This window comes from Arthrobacter sp. 05L44 (genome assembly GCF_056397605.1).
Genome location: NZ_JBFTNS010000006.1, coordinates 92,533 through 113,086 on the forward strand (window position 1 = coordinate 92,533; position 20,554 = coordinate 113,086).

Here is a 20,554-nt window from a genome sequence, read left to right on the forward strand (position 1 = left end):
AAAGTCCATCCAACAATCCGAAAAGAAGATCAGAGAGGTCGGCCAGATGCGTTACGTAGTGGGGTATTCAGCCAATGCCAGGGGCCGCGACGCCGTGAACCTGGCCGTCTCCCTGGCCCGCGGCCGCGGAGCGAGCCTGGACCTGGTGGTGGCCATCCCGGAGCCCGGGCCGTTCAACGCCGCGCACGCCCCCGCCGCGGGATATGACAGCTATCTGCACCAGCAGGCGGGGGAATGGCTGGAGGGAGCCCTCGCCCTGGTGCCGGCGGATGTCCCGGCCGCAGCGCACGTCCGCAGCGGTGAATCCGATGCGCAGACGCTGATCGAGGCCTGTGACGAGTTCCAGGCGGACATGCTCATCATCGGCGCCACCAGCAGCGGGCTGTTCAAGCGCTTCACCATCGGCTCGGTGGCCAGTGCACTGCTGCACGCAGCCACTGTCCCGGTGGCCCTCGCCCCGCACGGCTACCACCGCCGGGAGGCCCTGACCCGCGTCAGCTGCGGACTCGGGGACCGCCCGGGCGCGGAGGAACTGCTGGACTACGCCGTCTCGATGGCGGTCAACCGCGAAGTTCCCCTGCGCGTGGTCTCCCTGCTGACCCTGGACGAGGGGGACTCCGGGGACTCCGCGGACGCCGCGACTGCCGCCAACGCGTACGCCACCCGGCACCTCGCCGCGGCGCTCCCGGCCGGCGCCGCCGGCGCCGCCGGTTCCGCTGCTTCCTCGCCCGACGGCAGGGCCGACGTCGTCGTGACCCAGGGCCGGGACGTCGAAGAGGCTGTGGACCGGCTCGACTGGGAAGACGGAGAGGTCCTCCTGATCGGATCCAGCCGCCTTGCCCGGAGCCGCTCCATCTTCCTCGGCAGCACCGCCAACCGGATACTGCGCGCGCTGCCGGTGCCGATGATCGTGGTCCCCAGCGACTACGAACTCAAGACCCGAACCCATTCAACGTCGAATGACACCTCCCGAGAGGCAACAGCATGAGCACCAAACACGTGGCTACCGCAGCCGGCCCGGCGGACCGGCAACACGGCCTGAGCGAGAAGGGCCTCAAGGCCGGGTCGGTGGGGCTGATCGGCGCCGTCGTCATCGGCGTATCCTGCATCGCCCCGGCCTACACCCTCACCGCCGCCCTCGGCCCGACAGTCGCCGAGGTGGGCGTCCACCTGCCGGCCATCTTCCTGGTCGGCTTCCTGCCGATGCTGCTGGTGGCGTTCGGCTACCGGGAGCTCAACAACGCCATGCCCGACGCCGGAACCTCGTTCACGTGGGCTTCGCGGGCGTTCGGGCCGTGGATCGGCTGGATGGGCGGATGGGGGCTGATCGCGGCGACCATCATCGTGCTGTCCAACCTTGCCGCCGTCGCCGTGGACTTCTTCTACCTCATGCTGGCCCAGCTCTTCGGCAATCCGGAGCTGGCGGACCTCACCAAGGTCCTGCCGCTGAACATCGCCACAACCCTGGTGTTCATTGCCCTGGCGTGCTGGGTTTCCTACCGGGGCATGGAAACCACCAAGACGGTGCAGTACGTGCTCGTGGCCTTCCAGCTGCTGGTCCTGGGCTGGTTCGCCGTCGCCGCGTTCAGCCACGTGGCGAACGGGACGGCCTTCGATGCCACAGCCATCGCACCGGACTGGTTCAATCCGTTCGCCGTCGAATCCTTCTCCGCCTTTGCAGCAGGCGTGTCGCTGTCCATCTTCATTTACTGGGGCTGGGACGTCACGCTGACCATGAACGAGGAAACGAAAAACCCGGAGAAGACCCCCGGCCGGGCCGCCACCGTCACGGTCCTGGTGATTGTGATCATCTACATGACCGTCGCTTTGGCCACCCTGGCCTTCGCCGGCGTCGGAACCGAGGGCCGGCACCGGAAACCCGGACAACCAGGGCAGCATCTTCGCCGTCCTCGCCGGACCCGTGATGGGCCCGTTCGCCATCCTGATGTCCCTGGCCATCCTGAGCAGCTCGGCCGCGTCGCTGCAGTCCACGTTCGTCTCCCCGGCGCGGACCCTGCTGTCCATGGGCCACTACCAGGCCCTGCCGCAAAAATTCGGCCGGATCAGCCCCAGCTACAAATCGCCGAGCTACGCCACCATCGCCTCGGCCGCCGCGGCCGCAGCGTTTTACGTCATCACCCGGACCCTGTCCGAGAACGCCCTGTACGACACCATCACGGCACTGGGCATGATGATTTGCTTCTACTACGGCATCACGGCCCTGGCCTGCGTCTGGTTCTTCCGGGCCGAGGCCTTCAGCGGGGCGCACTCGTTCTTCTTCAAGTTCCTGGCCCCGCTGCTGGGCGGCGTGATCCTGCTGGTGATGTTCTTCAAGACCGCCTACGACTCCATGGACCCGGACTACGGTTCAGGTTCCTCCATCGGTGGCCTGGGCCTGGTGTTCATCCTCGGCATGGGCGTGATCCTGCTGGGCGTGGTCCTGATGCTGGTGATGGCCAGGCTCCGTCCCGGTTTCTTCAAGGGGCAGGTCCTGACCCGCGGCTGATCTCCGTGTGTTGGAGGTCCTCCCTCCGCCGGCCCCGTGTGCGCTCCTTGAAAACTAAGCACACTTATCAATAGGCTGGCGGAAGGAGGACCTTCCTCCGTTGGATTATGGAAGTGGTGAGCGCATGTCGGACGCACAGGACATCAGCAAGGTGACGGACATCATCAACGATTCGCGGATCGGGATGTTCACCACCATCAATGAAAAAGGCGCCCTTGTCAGCCGGCCGCTGGCCGTTCAGGACGTGCAGGACGACGGCGACATGTGGTTCTTTACGTCGGCAGAAACCTCCCAGGTAGCCCACATCAAAGCCAATCCCGCAGTCAACGTCTCATTCGGTAAGCGGACCGAGTGGGTCTCCGTGGCCGGCACCGCGGAGGTTGTTACCGACCGGCAGGCCATCCACGACCGGTGGAACCAGATGGTCGAGGCCTGGTTCCCGGACGGCCCGGACACCCCGGGCGTGGTCCTGCTGCGCGTGGACTCCGATTCGGCCGAGTACTGGACCAGCCCCGGCGGAACGGCCGCGACCGTACTGCAGTGGGTGAAATCGAAGGTCACGAACAGCCGGATGAGCGTCGGCGAAAGCGGAACGGTCGAACTCTAGGCGCGGGTTCCGCGGCCGGGGCCGGGGCAGGGGGTCGGCGCCGGATTTCGCCGCTCAGTCGAGGATTTTCAGCGCCGTGCTCCAGGCGAAGGACTCGTATGCCGGGTTCATCTGCAGGCCCATCACCAGCATCTGCATCCCCTCCAGGTCGCGGGCGTGGCGCAGCGCGCCCACCTGGAGGGGCCGCAGTCCGGCCGCGGCCGCGAAGGCCGCCACGTCATTCCGGGCCGCCTCCGAATCGGAGGCAATAAAAACGTCCAGGGCCATGCCCTGTGAGGAGCCCTCCGCCAGCGGCCCGGCGAACGTCGTATTAAAGGCCTTCACCACCCGCGCGCCGGGCAGGAGCCGGGCGATTTCCTCTGCCGCGGAGCTCCCGGGTTCCACCTCCGAGTCCCCGGTTTCCGGGTCCATCGGGTTGCTGATCTCGATCACTGTCTTGCCGCTCAGCGTGTCGCCATAGTGCGTGGCGACCTCCTTCGCCGGTTCGAAATAGAGGGCCAGCACCACGATGTCGCCGTCGGGCACGTCGCCCAGGCCGCCGGACGTAGTGCCGGAACCCAGCTCGGCCGCGAGTTTGGCCGCGTTGTCCGGCGTCCGGTCCAGGACCTGCACGGAGCGGCCCGCTGCGACGGCGCGGAGTCCGATCGCCCGGGCCATGTTGCCGCTGCCGATTATCGTGATGTCAGTCATCATGCCCCTCCTGTGGAAATTTCCCGGGCGCCTGCGGCGGTCTCAGCCTCTGCCAGTGCCTGTTCGAAGCGTTCGACGGCGGTGCTGTAGCCCGTGGACGGCGTACCGTCCCCGCCGGTGCCGTTGTGACCGGTGCGGCCGTACCCGGTGCGGCTGTGACCGGTGCCGCCGCGCAAGCGATCGGCCGCCCGCATCGCCTTGTACATGGCCGCGGTCTCTGCGCACCCCGGGTCCGTCATGGCCGGGAATTCGATTTCGAGGGCGGGATCCAGCTCGTAGCGCTGCCAGCGTGCCAGGGCCGCGCGGTGCCGGAGCGCCGCCGCGGCGTCGTCGGCTGTGGCGTCCCGCACCGCCTGCCGGTTCTCCTGCCAGCGGAAGAGCGCCGGCGCCCAGCGGTAACTGAGCACGGCCGTGGCCACGGCGAGCCCGGCCAGGACCGATCCCGCCCGCGGGGAGGCCAAAGCCGGAAGGACGACGGCGGGAAGAACGACGGTGAGCCCCGCGAAACCGTCCCAGAACACGGCGTCCGGCAGGGCGCCGTCGGACGCCCGGTGCCTACGGACCATAAACGTCGAGGCGGCCACAACGCCGACAATCAGGAGGGCAAGCGCCAGGAACTGCCAGGCCCCCAGCGGGCCGGATCCTCCAAGTGACGGCATCGCGCACCTCCCGCGGGACGCGACCGGGCGGGCGCAGTTCCGCTGATTCCATTGGAGTCCATCCGCGCCGGACCGTCAATGGGCGGCTCCCCGCGGCAGCTACCGCGGCGTAGCCTAGGGCGCATGCGATTGAAAATGTGCAGTATCCACGTCAAGGACCCGGCCGCCGCCCACGAGTTCTACACCGGAGTCCTCGGGTTTGAAACGCTGATGGTGTTGCCCGAACACAACCTCTACATCGTCAAGGATCCCGGCGACGGCGGCAGTGTGGGGCTGCTGCTGGAGCCCAGTGACAATCCGATCGGGGCCACGTACATGAACGCCCTGCACGATGCCGGGATGCCCGCGATCGTCTTCGGCGTGCCGGATGTCCGGGCCGAATACGAACGGCTGGCCGCCAAGGGTGTGGTCTTCCAGTCCGAGCCGTCGGAGGGCCCGGGCGGCACAACGGTGGTCCTGGACGACGGCTGCGGGAACTACGTCCAGCTGCACCAGGACTAGGCGCGGGCCGCCGTTTCGACGGTTCCCTGCAGGCTGGATGGTTACCGGCGTCGAAGCGGCGCGGAACCGTCGAAACGGGCGGGCGCTACTGGCGTGCGCGCTTCGCTTCCTTCTTCGCGGCGTCGTCCTTGACCCGCTGGGCCTCGGCGCGGACGGCGGCGTGGGTGGCGCGTTCGGCCACCAGCCAGGCCGGGGGAGCCTGCAGCAGCGCGGTGATTTCCGCCGTCGTCAGCGCCTCCTCGACGCCGCCGCGGGCCAGGCCGCTGATGGAGACGTTGAGCTTCTGGGCGACGACGGGGCGCGGGTGCGGGCCGGTGCGGCGTAGTTCGGCAAGCCACTCCGGCGGGTTGGCCTGGAGCTCGGCGAAATCTGCGCGGGTGATAACCGAATCCTGGAACTCCTGGGGTGTTGCGGGCAGGTAGATGCCAAGCTTCTTGGCAACGGTGGCCGGCTTCATGGACTGGGAGTTTGCAGAGGTCATGGTTCAAGGGTATCCGGCGGGATGGCCGCAGGGCACCACCCGGCCGCCGGGGCCGGACCATCCTGCGGCACTGGCGGTACTGTGAACGTGTGCCCGCAGACGAAGAAACAGCCCAGCCCCACGACCACCCCGATGCCGCCGTCCGGGAGCTGACATTCGCGTATGTTGCCGGTGTGACCCCCGGCAAGTGGATCCGGCGCTGGGAAGAGCGGATGCCGGACGTTCCGTTGCGCTCCTTTATGGCCGACGACGGCGCGCAGCTCGCGGTGCTGCGGGACGGCTCCGCGGACCTGAGCTTCGTCCGGCTTCCTGTGGAGCGCGAGGGCCTCAGCGTCATCCCCCTCTACGAGGAACAACCCGTGGTGGTCGCGCCGAAGGGGCACGAAATCTCGGTCTTCGAGGAGGTCGCGCTGGATGATCTCGCCGCGGAATCCTTCCTGGACGTCGCCGCCCTTGGCGGACCCGAACCGGCCCTGCAGGTGGTGGCCAGTGGCGCGGGCCTGGTGATCCTGCCGATGTCCGTGGCCCGGCACTTCAACGTTAAGGACACGGTGGCCCGGAAACTCACGGGCGCCCCCGGCACCGAAATCGCCCTGGCCTGGCCCAGCGACACCACAGACGAAGTCATCGAGGAGTTCATCGGGATCGTCCGCGGCCGGACCGCCGCCAGTTCCCGGCAGCCCTCGGCCCAGCAGGATAAGCCCAAGCGCGCGCCGAAGCCGGACCGCCGTGGCCCGGCCGTGAAGAAGCCGAAAGTGGCCCAGCGGTATGCGCCGAACCCGGACAAGGGCCGCGGCAAGGGATCCCGCAAAAAGGGAAAGCGCTAAGCCGACCCCACTGACTGGGGGGAGGTCGCCGTTTCCCGGGCGACCCCGCGGGCGGACCGGCCTACTTGGCGCAGGCGGCCTGGAGGTTCTTGACGGCGTCGGCCGGCACCTGGTCCCCGGAATCCGCGATCTGCTTCAGCGGGGTGGTGATCTCCGCCGGCACTCCTGCGCCCTTCGCGCCGGCCACCAGGCCGGCCAGGGCCTTTTTGTCCTGGACGCTGACCAGGCCGTCTGCCACGAGTGAGCAGGCCTGTTTCTTGATCTCGCTGCCGGCCGCGCTGGCAACCTGGGACGCGCCGTCATTGACCGCCTTTTCGGCAGCCTGCTGCACCTGGCCGCAGCCGGAAATGAGGAGCATCAGGGCAACGGCGGACAGGGCGGCGAGGCGTCGTTTCATGACGTCAGCCTAACAAGCGGGGTCCCGCGCGCTGGGCGACGCGGATGTAGCTGGGCGACGCGGATGTAGCTGGGCGACGCGGGTTGGTCCACCCGACTCGGATATTGCCCAGCGCCGCGGGTATTTCCGGTGCGACAGGTATTTTGCGCGTCGCGAGGCCAAATCCGTTTCGGCAGACCCGCGGCCCGGGAAAGTCAGGCGCCGTGGACCGCGCTCTGCTTTTGCTCCGAGCGGTCGAGGTAGGCCAGCAGCAGGTCCGCGGCCCGGGCCGTGTCGCCCGCCTCCAGGGCGGTGCAGATCAGCTCATTGTCGTCGAGGTAGCTGCGGTAGAAGTGCGCGTCCACCGTGGCCTTGTGGAAGAACAGCCGCATTTCGGCGAGGACCTGGGACATGATCGTGTCCAAGCGCCGGCTGCCGGCCAGGGCGACGATTGCCTTGTGGAAGTGCTGGTTTGCGGTGCCCAGGCCTTCCTCGTCGTCGGCTGCCGCGGCGGCGCGGCCCTCGTCGACGGCGGCGCGGACCGCAGCCACCCGCTCTGGGCTGCCGCCGCCGCGGAGGGCTGCGACCTCGATGGCGCGCCGCACCGTGTAGACGTCGTGGATGTCGCCGGGGGCAAGGCTGGCCACGAAGACGCCGCGGTTGGGCTGCCGGACCACAAGACGCTCGGCGGCCAGTTCAGCAAAAGCCTCGCGGACGGTGTTGCGCGAGACACCGAGGTCCTCCGCGATGGTCGACTCGGTGAGCCGGGCGCCCGGGAGCAGTACGCCGTCGGCCAGCTGCTGCCGGAGTTCGGCCGCGACCCGATCCGCCACGGACGGGACGGCGATCCGCAGCCGGGCCGCCGCTGCCAGGGCCTGCGGGGCGGCGTCGGGTGTGCTCATAGTGCCGAATCTACACGATTGTTCTTCAGGTGAATCGTCGGATTGTTGAACAATCCAACACAATGGGGCATCCTAGTAGGAGCACCACACTGAGACGAGGATCACGAATGGGCACTACCGGGACGACCACCATCGACCTGAACAGCGACGTCGGCGAGTCCTACGGCCGCTGGAGCATCGGCGACGACTCCGCCATGTTCCGGTCCGTTTCGAGCGCCAACGTGGCCTGCGGATTCCACGCCGGCGACCCTAGCGTCATCCGCCGGACGTGCAGGGAAGCCGTAGCCGCCGGAGTCCGGATCGGCGCCCACGTCGGCTACCGCGACCTAGCCGGGTTCGGCCGCCGCTTCCTCGACATCGACCCCATAGAACTGGCGGACGACGTCGTGTACCAGATCGGCGCGCTGCAGGCCCTGGCCGCCGCAGAAGGCGGCACAGTCACCTACGTGAAGCCGCACGGCGGCCTGTACAACGCGATCGTGGCGCACACCGCGCAGGCGAAGGCCGTCGTCGACGCCGTCAGGTCCGTCGACCCGGGCCTGCCCATCCTGGGCCTGCCGGGCTCCGAAGTGCTCCGCCTGGCCGAGGCTGCCGGGCTGCGCGCTGTCACGGAAGCCTTTGCCGACCGCGCCTACAACCCGGACGGCACCCTGGTTTCCCGCACGCTGCCCGGCGCCGTGCTTCACAACCATGCCGAAGTCACCGAACACGTCCTGCGGATGGCCGCCGATTCGGCGGTCCGCACCGTCGACGGCTCCATCCTGAAGATCCGCGCGGAGAGCATCTGTGTCCACGGCGACTCCCCGGGAGCCGTCGCGATGGCGGCCGCCGTCCGGGAGGCGCTCGAAGCTGCCGGGATCGGCACCGCCCCCTTCGTCTAACCTCACCCGTCCGGCAACGGCGCCGCACCGAAATTTGGAGGACCATCATGACCACACCACACCAGGCCGCTCCGGCCGCCGCCAAAAGGAACCTGCCGCCCGGCGCCCTCAAGGCCTACATCGCGAGCCTCACCGGCACCTCGCTGGAGTACTACGACTTTGCGATCTACTCGGTCGCCTCGGCCCTGATTTTTCCCAAGATCTTCTTCCCGGTAGGCGACGAGTTGGTGGGACTGCTGCTGTCCTTCTCGACCTTCGCCGTCGGCTATCTGGCCCGACCCATCGGCGGCGTGATCTTCGGCCGGCTCGGCGACCGGATCGGCCGCAAGCATGTCCTCGTTGTCACGCTGATGCTGATCGGCGTAGCCACAGTGCTCATCGGCGTGCTGCCTGACTACTCGGCCATCGGCGTCGCCGCCCCGGCCATCCTGGTGCTGCTGCGCCTGGCCCAGGGCATCGGCGTCGGCGGCGAATGGGGCGGAGCCGTCCTGCTCTCCAGCGAATTCGGGGATGCCCGGAAGCGCGGGTTCTGGTCCTCGGCCGCCCAGATCGGGCCACCGGCAGGCAACCTCATGGCCAACGGCGTCCTGGCCCTGCTCGCGGCGACCCTCAGCAACGAGGCCTTCCTGTCCTGGGGCTGGCGCGTGGCCTTCCTTGCCTCCGCACTGCTGGTGGTCTTCGGCCTCCTGATCCGGCTCCGGCTCGAAGAAACCCCGGTCTTCAAAGCCATCCAGGCCCACGGCGAAGCCCCCAAAGCACCGTTGAAGGAAGTCTTCACCAGGGAACCGCGCGCCCTGGTGGCGGCCGCCCTCTCGCGGATCTGCCCGGACGTGCTGTACTCCCTGTTCACCGTCTTCGTCGCCCTCTACGCCACCAAGCAGCTCGGGATGACCACCGGCAACGTCCTGGGCGCCATTCTGATCGGCTCGGCATTCCAGCTGGCCCTGATCCCGGCCGCCGGCGCGCTGACGGACCGGTTCAACCGGCGCCTCGTTTACGGCCTCGCCGCCGTCGCCACCGCCATCTACATTCCGCTCTTCTTCCTGATGATCCAGGGCAAATCGGTGGCTGTCCTGACCATCGGCGTCGTGATCGGCCTGGCCCTGCACGCATTTATGTACGGCCCGCAGGCCGCCTTCATCACCGAGCAGTTCCCCGCCCGGCTGCGCTACGCCGGCAGCTCGCTGGCCTACACCCTCGCCGGAGTGATTGGCGGCGCCATTGCCCCGCTGGTCTTCACCGCACTCTTCGCCGCCACCGGGAACTGGTTCCTGATCGCCGGCTACCTCGCGCTGTCCGCGGTAGTGACGGTGGTGGGACTGGCGATTGGCCGGAACCCGCAGTCCAGCGAGGAAGAGCGACTGCTGCAGGGTACGCGCGCCTAGGTGCGGGAAATGGCGGGGGTAATCATGGACGCAGGGATGGAGCCGGGGGTGGCGCGGGGGGCATCCGGGCACAAAGTGGAGTCGGTGCGGGCGGTGGGCACCCGCGCGGTGCTGGCCGAGCTGACCGGTACCGAGGGCGTACTGGCGCTGCAAGCGCTGCTTTTGGAGCACCCGCTGCCGGGCCAGGTGGACGTCCTGGCCGCAGCCCGGACCGTGATGGTCACGGCCGACTCGCCCTCCGCCGCCCGCCGGATCGGCGCGCAGCTGCTGCAGCTCGACCTCACCGATCCGGTGCAGCGCGATGGCAGCCTGGTTGTTATCGACACCGTGTACGACGGCGAGGACCTCACCGAAGTGGGGAAGCTGACCGGCCTTGGGGTCGATGGCGTGATCGCCGCACACACACGCCAGCAGTGGACCGTAGCCTTCGCCGGCTTCGCGCCCGGCTTCGGATACCTCGTGGGGGAGGACAACACTCTGGAGGTTCCGCGCCGCAGTTCGCCCCGAACCGCAGTGCCTGCAGGCTCCGTGGCGCTGGCCGGAACCTATTCGGCGGTCTACCCCCGCCGCTCGCCCGGGGGCTGGCAGCTGATCGGCCACACCTCCGCGCGGATGTGGGACCTCGACCGGGAGCAGCCTGCCCTCGCCGCCCCGGGTACGCGGATCCAGTTCCGGCCCGTCCGGGAGACCGTCCCGCTGGCGGCGGCTCCGCGGCCCGAGCGCGCCGAGTCGGAGGCAGGGGCCGGGCTCCGGATCGTCTCACCCGGCCTGCAGAGCCTGATCCAGGACCTCGGACGGCACGGCCACTCCGGCCTCGGCGTTTCCGCGTCGGGCGCCCTCGACCGGGCGTCACTGCGCCGCGCCAACAGGCTCGTTGGGAACACGCCGTCGGCCGCGGCGATCGAAACCGTGGCCGGCGGACTGAGGGTGCAAGCTGTCGGTGACCAGGTCCTGGCCGTCGCCGGGGCACCCTCCGAACTGGTCATCACCACACCGGACGTCTCGGAAGACGAGCCTGGCCGCCGCACCGTCCCGATGGCCGCCCCGTTTGTCCTGCTCGACGGCGAAACCCTCACCGTGGGTGTGCCGGAGGCAGGCTTCCGCAGCTACCTCGCAGTGCGGGGCGGGGTGGACGCAGCCCCGGTCCTCGGCAGCCGGTCCACCGACACCATGTCAGGGATCGGTCCCGACCCGCTGGCTGCCGGCGGCTTCCTCGCGGCCGGAAGCGGTGCCGAATCCGGCGTCGTCGGCGACCCCGAACTGCAGCCGGACTTTCCCGGCTCCGGGGTGACAGTCCTGGATGTCGTGCCGGGCCCGCGCGCGGACTGGTTCGATCAGGCGGCGCTGGATTCCCTGACCGGCCAGGAGTGGCAGGTCAAGCCGCAGTCCAACCGGGTGGGGATGCGCCTGGACGGGACTCCGCTTCAGCGCGCCCGCGACGGGGAACTGGCCAGCGAGGGGACCGTCTCCGGCGCCCTGCAGGTTCCGCCCGAAGGCCTGCCCGTTTTGTTCCTGGCCGACCATCCGATCACGGGCGGCTACCCGGTGATCGCCGTCGTCGTCGACTCGCAACTGGACCTCGCCGCGCAGGTGCCGATCGGTGGGACCATTCGCTTCAGGTGGGCGGACCGCACCGAGGTCCTTTGAGGGTTGGTCGGGGCTGGCGAGGGCGTGACGACTCGTGGGTCTTGGACCTGGTGCGACTGCGGAGGCCGTTGCCCGGCAGGCTTTGGCGCGCGTGCCGGAGGAGTCCCGGCCCCACCTCGGGACATGCCCGTCCCCGGGAGCACCCATCGGACATGCTCAACGTTCGCGCCGACCAATGGACATAACGCAACTATGTCCATCCTTGGGCTCGAAGACTGGGCATGTCCGTCTTTCTCGGTGCGCCCGGACGAGCATGTCCACTCCTGACGGGCACTGATGGGCATGTCCAGCGGCCTCGACTAACAACGAGCATGCCCATCCTTCGGGAAGATCGTCGTTGAGCATGCCCACGCTCGCGGACCACCATTGAGCATGTCCATTCCTGCTGACGTTCGATGCACATGCCCGTCGTCGCTGAAGTTAACCGACGAGCATGTCCATTCCTGACGACCACCGATGGGCATGTCGCCACGCCGCCCCCGTCGCACGCACGGCACACCCCACCGCCCCGCCACCCCCGCCCCGCCCCGCCGGGCAGTCCGGCCCTACCGGCTCCTTTGCGGCGGGTTCATAATCGCCGGTATCAACCCCGTACGGAGAATGGAGGCGGCAGCCATGTCTGTCTACACACTTGGAATCTGGCTGGTCCACCCGGGACGCGAGAACGATTTTGTGCAGGCCTGGCGCGATCTGGCACGGAAGACCCAGGAGGACTACCCCCACGCCAAGGCTGTGCTGATGCATGACCGGGATGTGCGGAACCGTTTCATCAGCACCGGCCCCTGGGAGTCATTGGAACAGATTGAGCAGTGGCGGGCGTCGGACACCTTTACGCAGGGCGTCGAGGCCATGCGGGAGATGCTCGAACACTTCGAGGCCCGCACCCTGGACGAGGCTGCCGGAATCGGCTGAGCTTACCCCGCGGTGAGGGCGTCGAGCACCGCGTCCAGCAGGACGTCGTCGCGCCCCCAGACCGGGTCGAAAACCTCGACATACCAGGACTCCGCGAGCACCAGGGCCAGCGATTCGTTGGCCTCGGCCGACCAGTCCTGGAGCTGGTCTGCCTCGATCGGGCTTTCGCTGGTGCCCAAAACCGTGACGATCTCCGTGTCCCGCAGCGTCACGGGGATTGAGGCGCGGCTCATCTCGCCCGGGGCGTGCCCCACGGTCACCAGCTCGGTCCGGGATGAGAGTTCCAGCAGGCGGCCGGCCGACTCCGGGGCGCAGTAGCCGGTGACATAAGCGCGCTGGGTGTTGCCGCCCTCGCGAAGGCCGGGCTGCGACTCCTTGGTGAACAGGCCGCTGCGGTTCAATACCGCGAGTTGGTCGGCGATCGGCTCCGTTTCCGCGTCGATGCCGGCGGTGAAAGTCCCCGGCTGGTACTGGCTCCTGCCCTCGAGCCAGCGCGCGGTCAGTTCCCCGGCCGCAGGGATGGTGGTGGCCTGCCGCCAGACCTGCCGGTCGGCGAGCAGCCTGCCAAAGCCGTCCCGTTCAGTTGTGTACTGGTCGTCCATGGGCCACTTCCACTTCCCGGCCACCGGAATGCTGCCGCAACAAAACCGCGAGCCGTTCGCAACTGAGTTTGAGGGCGGCAAGTTCCCGCTGGCCGTAATCGTCAATACTGCGGTGGATCCAGGAGGAGAGATCCGCCGCACCGTCCTCAACTTCATACTCGTGACTTAGCGTGACCACTGCAAGGCCGGCCTCGTCGTCGGCGCCGCGCGTCACTGCCAAGCCGCCGGCCAGCCGCACCAGCGGGGCCTCGGGCCGCGCCTGCTCAAAGAGGATCCGCAGCCGGCCCGGATCCAAGAGCCGGCGGCAGTGACTTGAACTGAGGGCGCCGTTCGCCACGACGGAGATCCTCAATTCGTGTTCCCACTCGTCGCCACTGACGTGCTCGGAATAGATGGTGAGACCATCCAGGTAGGGCCAGTGCGAGGCGTCGCGCAACACGCCGAAGACCAGGTCGCCGGGGGCGTCAATGGCCAGCTGATGCGTTGTCCCGCGCGTCGTCAGTGACACCTTGCGCCCCCCAATCGTCTGCCGTCTTCTATGCAGGCTAGGCGAGGGCCGGGTCGGCGGCGCACAATTCCGTCCCCTCGCGTCACGCGGGGCAATCTTCGGTAACAGAACCGGAAGATCTTGCAACGGAACATGGCCGCCGCCCCGGTTGAGGAGGCCGCCAGGAAGGACGGCGAGCTGACCATCGCCGTCAGACCGTTCTCCGCGCCCGCTGGCGTTTACCAAGGAGTTACCCGCGGTGTTGGGCTGAGCCGGCAGAAAACCGGCTCTTGTGCTGCTAACTGAAAACGTTTACAGTATTGCAAAGCCGGCGTGATTGGATTCACAACCGGCTGTCCCACCCCGGCCGTGACGTGCCGGACCCGCCCAGCTGGCCGACTCAAAGGAGAGTGCACCCGTGGCGAACATCCATGACGTGGCAAAGCTCGCCGGCGTCTCCATTGCAAGCGTCTCCCGCATGCTCGCGGGGGAAAACGTCCGGAGCGCCGACGCCATCCGGCAGGCCATCGCCGATCTCGGGTACCGGCCGAACGCCAGCGCCCGCGGCCTGCGCCTGGGCAAGCACCACAGCATTGCCGTCATTGTTCCTGATATCTCCAACCCCTACTTCGCTACCCTGGTCCGGGGCATCGAGGAAAGGGCCATGACACAGGGGTTCCGGATCATCGTTGCCAGCAGCGATGAGCAGTCCAGCGCCGAAGCGGAACTGCTGGGAAACCTCGTGGAGGCGGTCGACGCCGTTGCGATCGTTCCGGCCGAGGAGGGCGAGAACACGCGCAGTATGCTCTCCGGCCTCAACAAGCCGGTGGTCCTCATCGACCGCACCGTGGGCGAGGACCCCGGCTTTGACCTGGTCCACGTCGACAACGCCAGCGGCGCCAAGGCAGCCGCGGAATACTTCCTGTCCCTGGGGCACCGCCGGTTCGGCATCATCAGCGGCCGCCAGGACACCGTCCCCGGACGTGTCCGGCACGAAGTCTTCCTGCAGACCCTGGCCGACGCCGGCATCCAGGTGCCCGCGGAGGCCATCAAGATCGGGGAGTTCAGCCGCGACTTCGGCCGCCGCGCCGCCCAGGAACTGATCGAGGACCCCACCGGAATCACCGCCCTCTTCGTGGGAAACAACACCATGGCCCAGGGCGCCCTGCTCTCGCTGCACGCGGCCGGCGTTTCCATTCCCGGGCAGCTGTCCTTCCTTTGCTTTGACGATTTCGACCTGGCGGAGCTCCTCCCGGCGCCGGTCACCGTCATCTCACGGCCCGCCATCGCCGAGGGCCATGCCGCCGCAGACCTGCTGCTCGCCCGGATCGAACACTTCGGCAGACCCATCCAGCCCCCGCTGGAGCACAAGGTCCTTCCGGTGAGCCTGACCATCCGGCAGTCCTGCGCCGCTCCGCCCTCCCACTGACACCCCACCTGACCCCTGCTTAAGGAATCCCATGACAACAACTGCGCCCGGAAACGGGAACGTACTGGTGATCGGCAGCATCACCTGCGACCTGACCAGCTTCAGTGACCGCCTGCCGCAGCCAGGCGAAACGGTGCTCGGCAACTCGTTCACAATGGTGCTCGGCGGCAAGGGCGCCAACCAGGCACTGGCTGCGGCACGCGCCGGAAGCCAGGTCTCGCTGGTCGGCAGTGTCGGAAACGACGGCTTCAGCGAGCTGGTCCTCGGAACGCTGGCCGAGGAACGCATCGACACCTCCAACGTCCTCCGCACCGAAGGCCCCACCGGCATCGCACACATCCGCGTGGACTCCTCGGCCGAAAACGACATCGTGATGATCCCGCTCGCCAACTCCCGGCTCAGCCCCGCGCACATCCGGGAAACCCTCGAGCAGCCCGGACAGCAGTCCGCAGTCGCCCTGATCCAGCTGGAGATCCCGCACGAATCGGCGCTCGAAGCTGCGCGCGGATGCAAGGCCCGCGGCATCACCGTCATCCTGGACCCCGCCCCGGCGCCGGCGGCAGGGCTCGACCCGGACTTCTGGCAGCACGTTGACATCGTCACGCCGAATGAGACCGAAGCCAGGCTGATCACCGGCATCGAGGTCACGGACCACGCATCCGCCACGGCGGCCGGCCGGTGGTTCACGGACCGCGGCGTGCACCGTGCAGTCATCACGCTGGCCGGCGCGGGCGCCGTCGTCGTCGAACGGACCGGCGCCGTCAGCACCACGGTCACCGTGCAGGAACCCTTCCGGGTTACCGCCGTGGACACGACGGCGGCCGGCGACGCCTTCGCCGGTGTCCTGGGCAGCGCCCTGGCCGAGGGTCTGGACTGGGACGACGCCCTCCGGCGCGCCATGGCCGGCGGCGCGCTGGCCGTCACCGTGGCCGGAGCCAGTCCCAGCCTTCCCCGGCGCGAAGCCATCGACACCTTCCTCGCCGGGCAGGCCGCCGCCGCCCGCTAGCCGGCGCGACCACCCCACCAACGTCCCATCCCTCTACAACGCAGTGGAGCAACCATGCGCAAAAACAGCGGTACCCTCAACGCATCCCTCGCCCGGGTCATCTCGGAACTGGGTCATACCGACGAACTGGTGGTCACTGACGCCGGCCTGCCCATCCCGGCCGGAGTGGAACGGATCGACCTGGCTTTGACAGCCAACGTCCCGCGGTTCCTTGAATGCCTGGACGTCGTCCTGGCCGAAGTCGAGGCGGAAGGGGCCATTGCGGCCTCGGAAATCGCCGAGCACAGCCCCGAGCTCCTCGCGGCCCTCACGGAACGGCTCGAAAGCCACGGAATCCCACTGGAACTGGTCCCGCACACGGACTTCAAGCAGCGGACCAGGAACTCCAAGGCCGCCGTCCGCTCCGGCGAGTTCACCTCCTACGCCAACGTCATCCTCATCGCCGGGGTGGTGTACTGACATGACTCTCACCCTCAGCGGCATCACCAAATCCTTCGGCCCCAACCGGGTACTGCGCGGTGTGGACCTCACCATTGAACCGGGCGAGATTGTCTCCCTCGTTGGGGAGAACGGGGCAGGGAAGTCCACCCTGACCCGGATCATCGCCGGCGCCTACCAGCCCGATTCCGGCGAAATCACCATCGACGGCCAGGCGCGGAAATTCGGCGGTCCGCAGGACGCCATGGCGGCCGGTATCCAGGTCATCTACCAGGAACTTAAGAACAACCTGTTCCCGCAGCTGGACGTCGCCTCGAACATCTTCGCCCATGACGGCACCGGCGAGTTCGGGAAGCTGTTCGTCAACAAGGACAAGATGCACGCCCGCGCCGCCGAGTTGCTCAGCCAGGTGGGGATCGACGTCGACACCCGGCGTCCGGTGGGGAGCCTCAGCTTCGGCCAGCAACAGCTTGTGCAGCTGGCCCGCTGCCTCAACCACTCAGTGAAGCTGCTCATCCTCGACGAACCCACGGCGGCCCTCGATGACCGCGAATCCGAGCTCTTGTTCGCGCAGGTGCGCAAGATCCAGGCCGCCGGCGTGGCCGTGATTTACATCAGCCACCGCCTCCCGGAGGTCTTCGCGCTGTCCGACCGGATTGTTGTGATGCGGGACGGCCGCGTGTCCAAAACCGGCACCGCCGCGGAACTGACCGAGGCCGCCGTCGTGGCAGCCATGGTGGGCGGCGAAGTGGAGAACTTCTATCCGAAGGAGCACCACGGAACCGAGCGGGTCCGGCTGGACGTCCGGGACCTCGAAGCCGCCGGCGTCAACGGTGTCTCCTTCCAGGTCCGGGCCGGCGAGGTCCTCGGCATCGGCGGCGTGATGGGCAGCGGAAAAGGCGAGGTCCTGCGTGCCCTGTTTGGACTGGTCAACGCGGCGGGCACCGTCAGCATCGACGGCAAGCCGCTGAGCCTGGCCTCGCCCCGGCACGCCATCAGCGCCGGTGTGGCCTACCTGACCCCGGACCGCCAGGCGGAGGGCCTGACCCTGGCGCAGCCCATTTCGCACAACGAATCCCTGGCTACCCTCGGTGCCATCACCCGGAACGGGATCGTGGCGCTGAAACGGGAGCGGGAGCGGTGCCAGGAGATCTCGACCCGGCTGAGCGTCAAATGCAACACCATCGATGACCCCGTCGGAACCCTGTCCGGTGGCAACCAGCAGAAGGTGCTGCTCGCCCGCTGCCTGCTGGGCAACCCTGCCATCCTCCTGATGGAAGAGCCCACCCGCGGCGTTGATGTGGGCGCCAAGGCCGAGATCTACTCCATCATCAATGACGTCGCCGCCCAGGGCGTCGCCGTCGTCCTTGTCTCATCAGACCTTCCCGAACTAGTCGAAATGTCGGACCGGGTGCTGGTCATGCGCGGAGGCAGCATCAACGCTGAACTGGCCTCCGACGCCCTCACCCAGCAGTCCGTCCTGGAACACGCAATGGAGACCGTATCCCGATGAAAAAAATATCCCTCTTCAACGACCAGCTGCGTGCGGTCTGGATGCTCGCGTTCGTAGCGATCGCCCTGGTCTTCGCCACACCGCTGTTCCTGCAGCCGTCCAACATGCTCAACGTCCTCCTCACCGCAGCCGTTGTGGCCCTGATCGCCGCCGGCCAGACATACGTGATCATCCTTGCGGAGATTGACCTTTCCGTCGGTGCGGTCCTCGGCTTCACCGCGATCACCACCGCCAGCGTTATCAGCCAGTACGGTGTGGTGGCCGGTCTGGCCGCGGGCCTCGCGGTCGGCGCCCTGGCGGGCCTGATCAACGGCCTGCTGGTCACCAAGGCCAAGATGCCCTCGTTCATCGCGACCCTGGCAACCATGTCCATCTTCGCCGGGCTTACCTTGCAGTTCTCCCAGGGCAACCCGGTCAAGGTGACCAGTGACGCGTTCCTGGCCCTCGGCCAAGGCAGCCTCCTGGGAATCCCCACTCCGATCTGGATCATGCTGGTCCTTGGCGTGCTGTTCGGCTACATCCTGGCCCGCACCCGCTACGGCCGGGAACTGTACGCCACCGGCGATAACGCCGACGCCGCCCGCCTCGCCGGCATCAGCACGGACCGGGTCAAGATCACGGCCTTTATGATCTCCGGTGTCCTCGCCGCGACCGCCGGCTTTATCCTTACCGCCCGTCTTGGAACCGCGCAGCCCACCGCGGGCACCGGCCTGGAACTCGCCGCCATCGCCGCGGTGATCATCGGCGGCACCAGCCTCTCCGGCGGCCGCGGCGCCCTGCTCGGCACCCTCGTCGGCGCGGTCCTGTTGGCGATGATCGATAATGGGCTGAACCTGCTCAACGTTTCCCCGTTCCTGCAGAGCGTCGTCAAGGGCGCCGTGATCCTGCTGGCCGTCTTCGTGGACCGGAACTCGGGAGTGCTGATGCGCATCTTCCGCGCAGGCCCGGCGAAGACGGGCACGACGACGGCGGCGTCCGCTGCGGACACCGGCTCGCCCGCGCCGCTCCTCCCGAAGGTCGCCATGCTCGCCGTCGTCGGCCTCCTGGTGGTCGGAGCCGGGGTCACCACCGCTTTCCGCTCGGCGGACAACGGCGGCGGGGACAACCGCGCGAAGAGCGCCACCCTGGTCATCTCGACGCTGAACAATCCGTTCTTCGTCTCCGTGGGCGACGGCGCCAAGGACCAGGCCGCGAAGCTCGGCGTCAACCTCGACGTGCAGAACGCCAACAACAACGACACCGCATCGCTGAACCAGGCCACCACCGCGCTGGTCAAGAAGCCCGGGGTCCTGCTCCTCGACCCGACCTCCAGCGAAGCCGGCGGCTCGATCACGGTCAAGGCCAACCAGGCCAATGTGCCGGTGGTCGCCTTTGACCGGGCACCCGATCAGGGCAAACTGGCCGCGTTCATCGGCTACGACGCAGTCCAGGCCGGCAAGAACGGCGCAAAGGCACTCTGCGAGGCCGTCGGCGGAACCGGCAAAGTCGCCGAGCTGCAGGGCCTCCTTGGCACGAGCGTTGCACGGGACCGGTCCGCCGGGTTCAAAGCCGGCATGAAGGAATGCCCGGGCGTGCAGGTTGTCGCCGTGCAGTCAGCGGACTTCGATCGCGGCAAGGCCCTGGATGTGACCACCAACATCCTCCAGGCCAACCCCGGCATCACCGGCATCTACGGCGCGAACGATGAAATGGCACTCGGGGCGGTGGCCGCCGTGAAGTCGCGCGGCCTGCTGTCCTCGATCAAGATCGTGGGCAATGACGGCATCGGCGACGCCCTCGCCGCCGTCAAGAGCGGCGAGATGTACGCCACGAACGCCGAGTCCCCGTTTGCCCTCGGCCAGGAGGTCGTAAAGATCGGCCACGCCGTGGCCAGCGGCGAGAAGGTCGAGGAATCCCGGGTCCTGCAGGGCAAGCTCGTTACCCGCAGCGGCGTCGACGGGTTCTGCTCGTACCTGCGCGGCATCGGCGACACCGCCACCTGCAAGTAGCCCCACCTCCGAGGAGAATCATGACTGACCTGAATGCGTCGCTGGATGCGTCCGGCCTGGCCGCGATCGTGGACCACACCTTCCTGCAATCCACCGGAACCCGCGCCGAAGCAGCGGAGGCGGCCGCCGAGGCCGCGCGGTTGGGGGCTTACTCGGTCTGCGTCTCGCCGTCGATGCTCCCGCTGCCCGGCACCGCCGCCACCCGCGTCACCGCGGTGTGCGGCTTCCCGTCTGGCAAGCACCACAGCAGCGTCAAGGCGGCCGAGGCCGGCGAGGCGGTGCGCAACGGCGCGGACGAGATCGACATGGTCATCGACGTCGGGGCCGTCCGGGCCGGTGACTACGACGCCGTCGCACAGGATATCCGGGCTGTACGGGAGGCCGTGCCTGCGCCAACGGTGCTGAAGGTCATCCTGGAAACAGCCGCACTGACCGATGAGCAGATCATCCGCTGCTGCGAGGCCGCCGAAGCCAGCGGGGCGGACTTCGTCAAGACCTCCACGGGCTTCCACCTCGACGGCGGGGCCACCACCCATGCCGTCGAGCTGATGGCACGAACAGTGGCTCCGCGCCTGGGCGTAAAAGCCTCCGGCGGCATCCGGGACTGGGCTGCTGCGCAGGCCATGGTCGCGGCCGGCGCCACCCGGCTGGGGCTCTCCGGAACCGCCGAGGTCCTCGGCGGCGGCCGCAGCACCGGGTACTAGGCCGGCGCCTGGC

The 20,554-nt window shown here is 68.1% G+C and carries 21 protein-coding genes and 1 pseudogene; 15 read left to right on the plus strand and 7 right to left on the minus strand.

Annotated features, from left to right (window positions below):
* The first annotated feature begins 46 nt into the window (after nucleotides 1-46).
* The 3 genes and pseudogenes from AC1DHY_RS12820 to AC1DHY_RS12830 all read left to right on the plus strand — a co-directional run bounded on the left by AC1DHY_RS12820 (nucleotide 47) and on the right by AC1DHY_RS12830 (nucleotide 3,113).
* Nucleotides 47-988: a universal stress protein gene (locus AC1DHY_RS12820; protein WP_476878236.1), complete on the plus strand. Its 942-nt coding sequence runs from the start codon at nucleotides 47-49 to the stop codon at nucleotides 986-988.
* Nucleotides 985-2,506: pseudogene (locus tag AC1DHY_RS12825) on the plus strand (APC family permease). The gene AC1DHY_RS12820 and the pseudogene AC1DHY_RS12825 overlap by 4 nt, the downstream one beginning before the upstream one ends.
* A gap of 124 nt (nucleotides 2,507-2,630) precedes the next feature.
* The gene (locus tag AC1DHY_RS12830) at nucleotides 2,631-3,113 is read left to right on the plus strand and encodes a pyridoxamine 5'-phosphate oxidase family protein (RefSeq protein ID WP_476903729.1); all 483 of its coding nucleotides are present in this window, start codon (nucleotides 2,631-2,633) and stop codon (nucleotides 3,111-3,113) included.
* Nucleotides 3,114-3,167: 54 nt separating this feature from the next.
* On the opposite strand, the gene AC1DHY_RS12835 is transcribed toward AC1DHY_RS12830, so the two are convergent.
* Both AC1DHY_RS12835 and AC1DHY_RS12840 read right to left on the minus strand, forming a co-directional pair.
* Nucleotides 3,168-3,803: an NADPH-dependent F420 reductase gene (locus AC1DHY_RS12835; protein WP_476878238.1), complete on the minus strand. Its 636-nt coding sequence runs from the start codon at nucleotides 3,801-3,803 to the stop codon at nucleotides 3,168-3,170.
* Complete coding sequence (locus AC1DHY_RS12840) at nucleotides 3,803-4,462, minus strand: hypothetical protein (RefSeq protein ID WP_476878239.1); 660 nt, start codon at nucleotides 4,460-4,462, stop codon at nucleotides 3,803-3,805. The genes AC1DHY_RS12835 and AC1DHY_RS12840 overlap by 1 nt, the downstream gene beginning before the upstream one ends.
* A gap of 123 nt (nucleotides 4,463-4,585) precedes the next feature.
* Between AC1DHY_RS12840 and AC1DHY_RS12845 the strand changes: the two genes are divergently transcribed.
* The gene (locus AC1DHY_RS12845) at nucleotides 4,586-4,963 is read left to right on the plus strand and encodes a VOC family protein (RefSeq protein ID WP_476878240.1); all 378 of its coding nucleotides are present in this window, start codon (nucleotides 4,586-4,588) and stop codon (nucleotides 4,961-4,963) included.
* Between the two features lie 85 nt (nucleotides 4,964-5,048).
* On the opposite strand, the gene AC1DHY_RS12850 is transcribed toward AC1DHY_RS12845, so the two are convergent.
* Nucleotides 5,049-5,444 (minus strand): DUF5997 family protein, encoded by a 396-nt coding sequence (locus AC1DHY_RS12850; protein ID WP_476903730.1) that lies wholly within the window; start codon nucleotides 5,442-5,444, stop codon nucleotides 5,049-5,051.
* Nucleotides 5,445-5,533: 89 nt separating this feature from the next.
* Between AC1DHY_RS12850 and AC1DHY_RS12855 the strand changes: the two genes are divergently transcribed.
* The gene (locus tag AC1DHY_RS12855; RefSeq protein ID WP_476878242.1) at nucleotides 5,534-6,271 is read left to right on the plus strand and encodes a LysR substrate-binding domain-containing protein; all 738 of its coding nucleotides are present in this window, start codon (nucleotides 5,534-5,536) and stop codon (nucleotides 6,269-6,271) included.
* A 61-nt stretch (nucleotides 6,272-6,332) separates the two neighbouring features.
* Here AC1DHY_RS12855 and AC1DHY_RS12860 read toward each other — a convergent pair whose 3' ends face one another.
* Nucleotides 6,333-6,668, minus strand: coding sequence for a hypothetical protein (locus AC1DHY_RS12860; protein ID WP_476903731.1), 336 nt, complete (start codon nucleotides 6,666-6,668; stop codon nucleotides 6,333-6,335).
* Nucleotides 6,669-6,862: 194 nt separating this feature from the next.
* On the minus strand, nucleotides 6,863-7,549 hold the full coding sequence (locus tag AC1DHY_RS12865; RefSeq protein WP_476878244.1) for a GntR family transcriptional regulator: 687 nt from the start codon (nucleotides 7,547-7,549) through the stop codon (nucleotides 6,863-6,865).
* Nucleotides 7,550-7,656: 107 nt separating this feature from the next.
* On the opposite strand from AC1DHY_RS12865, the gene AC1DHY_RS12870 reads away from it, so the two are divergent.
* The 4 genes from AC1DHY_RS12870 (at nucleotide 7,657) to AC1DHY_RS12885 (ending at nucleotide 12,374) form a co-directional block, all read left to right on the plus strand.
* Nucleotides 7,657-8,430, plus strand: a complete 774-nt coding sequence (locus AC1DHY_RS12870) for a LamB/YcsF family protein (protein ID WP_476878245.1) — start codon at nucleotides 7,657-7,659, stop codon at nucleotides 8,428-8,430.
* A gap of 47 nt (nucleotides 8,431-8,477) precedes the next feature.
* Nucleotides 8,478-9,815: an MFS transporter gene (locus tag AC1DHY_RS12875; protein ID WP_476878246.1), complete on the plus strand. Its 1,338-nt coding sequence runs from the start codon at nucleotides 8,478-8,480 to the stop codon at nucleotides 9,813-9,815.
* 36 nt (nucleotides 9,816-9,851) lie between these two features.
* On the plus strand, nucleotides 9,852-11,462 hold the full coding sequence (locus AC1DHY_RS12880) for a 5-oxoprolinase subunit B/C family protein (protein WP_476903741.1): 1,611 nt from the start codon (nucleotides 9,852-9,854) through the stop codon (nucleotides 11,460-11,462).
* A gap of 615 nt (nucleotides 11,463-12,077) precedes the next feature.
* A complete protein-coding gene (locus AC1DHY_RS12885) occupies nucleotides 12,078-12,374 on the plus strand; it encodes an antibiotic biosynthesis monooxygenase family protein (protein ID WP_476878247.1) in 297 nt (98 codons plus the stop codon).
* A 2-nt stretch (nucleotides 12,375-12,376) separates the two neighbouring features.
* On the opposite strand, the gene AC1DHY_RS12890 is transcribed toward AC1DHY_RS12885, so the two are convergent.
* Both AC1DHY_RS12890 and AC1DHY_RS12895 read right to left on the minus strand, forming a co-directional pair.
* A complete protein-coding gene (locus AC1DHY_RS12890; protein ID WP_476878248.1) occupies nucleotides 12,377-12,976 on the minus strand; it encodes a DUF6919 domain-containing protein in 600 nt (199 codons plus the stop codon).
* Complete coding sequence (locus tag AC1DHY_RS12895) at nucleotides 12,954-13,484, minus strand: SRPBCC family protein (RefSeq protein ID WP_476878249.1); 531 nt, start codon at nucleotides 13,482-13,484, stop codon at nucleotides 12,954-12,956. Before AC1DHY_RS12895 ends, AC1DHY_RS12890 begins: the two co-directional genes overlap by 23 nt.
* A gap of 397 nt (nucleotides 13,485-13,881) precedes the next feature.
* On the opposite strand from AC1DHY_RS12895, the gene AC1DHY_RS12900 reads away from it, so the two are divergent.
* Genes AC1DHY_RS12900 through deoC form a run of 6 tightly spaced genes read left to right on the plus strand, consistent with a single transcriptional unit; the run spans nucleotide 13,882 to nucleotide 20,541 of the window.
* Nucleotides 13,882-14,892, plus strand: coding sequence for a LacI family DNA-binding transcriptional regulator (locus AC1DHY_RS12900; protein WP_476878250.1), 1,011 nt, complete (start codon nucleotides 13,882-13,884; stop codon nucleotides 14,890-14,892).
* Nucleotides 14,893-14,923: 31 nt separating this feature from the next.
* The gene (locus AC1DHY_RS12905) at nucleotides 14,924-15,898 is read left to right on the plus strand and encodes a ribokinase (protein ID WP_476878251.1); all 975 of its coding nucleotides are present in this window, start codon (nucleotides 14,924-14,926) and stop codon (nucleotides 15,896-15,898) included.
* A gap of 54 nt (nucleotides 15,899-15,952) precedes the next feature.
* Nucleotides 15,953-16,357 carry a D-ribose pyranase gene (gene rbsD, locus AC1DHY_RS12910; RefSeq protein ID WP_476878252.1) on the plus strand — a complete coding sequence of 135 codons (405 nt, stop codon included), beginning with the start codon at nucleotides 15,953-15,955 and terminating at the stop codon, nucleotides 16,355-16,357.
* A 1-nt stretch (nucleotide 16,358) separates the two neighbouring features.
* Nucleotides 16,359-17,849, plus strand: coding sequence for a sugar ABC transporter ATP-binding protein (locus tag AC1DHY_RS12915; protein ID WP_476903732.1), 1,491 nt, complete (start codon nucleotides 16,359-16,361; stop codon nucleotides 17,847-17,849).
* Nucleotides 17,846-19,837, plus strand: a complete 1,992-nt coding sequence (locus tag AC1DHY_RS12920) for an ABC transporter permease/substrate-binding protein (RefSeq protein ID WP_476878254.1) — start codon at nucleotides 17,846-17,848, stop codon at nucleotides 19,835-19,837. Before AC1DHY_RS12915 ends, AC1DHY_RS12920 begins: the two co-directional genes overlap by 4 nt.
* Nucleotides 19,838-19,857: 20 nt before the next feature.
* Nucleotides 19,858-20,541 (plus strand): deoxyribose-phosphate aldolase, encoded by a 684-nt coding sequence (gene deoC / locus AC1DHY_RS12925; protein ID WP_476878255.1) that lies wholly within the window; start codon nucleotides 19,858-19,860, stop codon nucleotides 20,539-20,541.
* Nucleotides 20,542-20,554 lie beyond the last annotated feature (13 nt).

Excerpts from the sequence above, each read along its gene's own strand:
- AC1DHY_RS12845 (WP_476878240.1), top strand. The coding sequence starts at position 4,586 with ATGCGATTGAAAATGTGCAGTATCCACGTCAAGGACCCGGCCGCCGCC.
- AC1DHY_RS12920 (WP_476878254.1), top strand. The coding sequence starts at position 17,846 with ATGAAAAAAATATCCCTCTTCAACGACCAGCTGCGTGCGGTCTGGATG.
- AC1DHY_RS12830 (WP_476903729.1), top strand. The coding sequence starts at position 2,631 with ATGTCGGACGCACAGGACATCAGCAAGGTGACGGACATCATCAACGAT.
- AC1DHY_RS12820 (WP_476878236.1), top strand. The coding sequence starts at position 47 with ATGCGTTACGTAGTGGGGTATTCAGCCAATGCCAGGGGCCGCGACGCC.
- AC1DHY_RS12860 (WP_476903731.1), bottom strand. The coding sequence starts at position 6,668 with ATGAAACGACGCCTCGCCGCCCTGTCCGCCGTTGCCCTGATGCTCCTC.
- AC1DHY_RS12870 (WP_476878245.1), top strand. The coding sequence starts at position 7,657 with ATGGGCACTACCGGGACGACCACCATCGACCTGAACAGCGACGTCGGC.
- rbsD (WP_476878252.1), top strand. The coding sequence starts at position 15,953 with ATGCGCAAAAACAGCGGTACCCTCAACGCATCCCTCGCCCGGGTCATC.
- AC1DHY_RS12840 (WP_476878239.1), bottom strand. The coding sequence starts at position 4,462 with ATGCCGTCACTTGGAGGATCCGGCCCGCTGGGGGCCTGGCAGTTCCTG.
- AC1DHY_RS12905 (WP_476878251.1), top strand. The coding sequence starts at position 14,924 with ATGACAACAACTGCGCCCGGAAACGGGAACGTACTGGTGATCGGCAGC.
- AC1DHY_RS12865 (WP_476878244.1), bottom strand. The coding sequence starts at position 7,549 with ATGAGCACACCCGACGCCGCCCCGCAGGCCCTGGCAGCGGCGGCCCGG.
- AC1DHY_RS12885 (WP_476878247.1), top strand. The coding sequence starts at position 12,078 with ATGTCTGTCTACACACTTGGAATCTGGCTGGTCCACCCGGGACGCGAG.
- AC1DHY_RS12835 (WP_476878238.1), bottom strand. The coding sequence starts at position 3,803 with ATGACTGACATCACGATAATCGGCAGCGGCAACATGGCCCGGGCGATC.
- AC1DHY_RS12850 (WP_476903730.1), bottom strand. The coding sequence starts at position 5,444 with ATGACCTCTGCAAACTCCCAGTCCATGAAGCCGGCCACCGTTGCCAAG.
- AC1DHY_RS12890 (WP_476878248.1), bottom strand. The coding sequence starts at position 12,976 with ATGGACGACCAGTACACAACTGAACGGGACGGCTTTGGCAGGCTGCTC.
- AC1DHY_RS12880 (WP_476903741.1), top strand. The coding sequence starts at position 9,852 with ATGGAGCCGGGGGTGGCGCGGGGGGCATCCGGGCACAAAGTGGAGTCG.
- deoC (WP_476878255.1), top strand. The coding sequence starts at position 19,858 with ATGACTGACCTGAATGCGTCGCTGGATGCGTCCGGCCTGGCCGCGATC.
- AC1DHY_RS12915 (WP_476903732.1), top strand. The coding sequence starts at position 16,359 with ATGACTCTCACCCTCAGCGGCATCACCAAATCCTTCGGCCCCAACCGG.
- AC1DHY_RS12875 (WP_476878246.1), top strand. The coding sequence starts at position 8,478 with ATGACCACACCACACCAGGCCGCTCCGGCCGCCGCCAAAAGGAACCTG.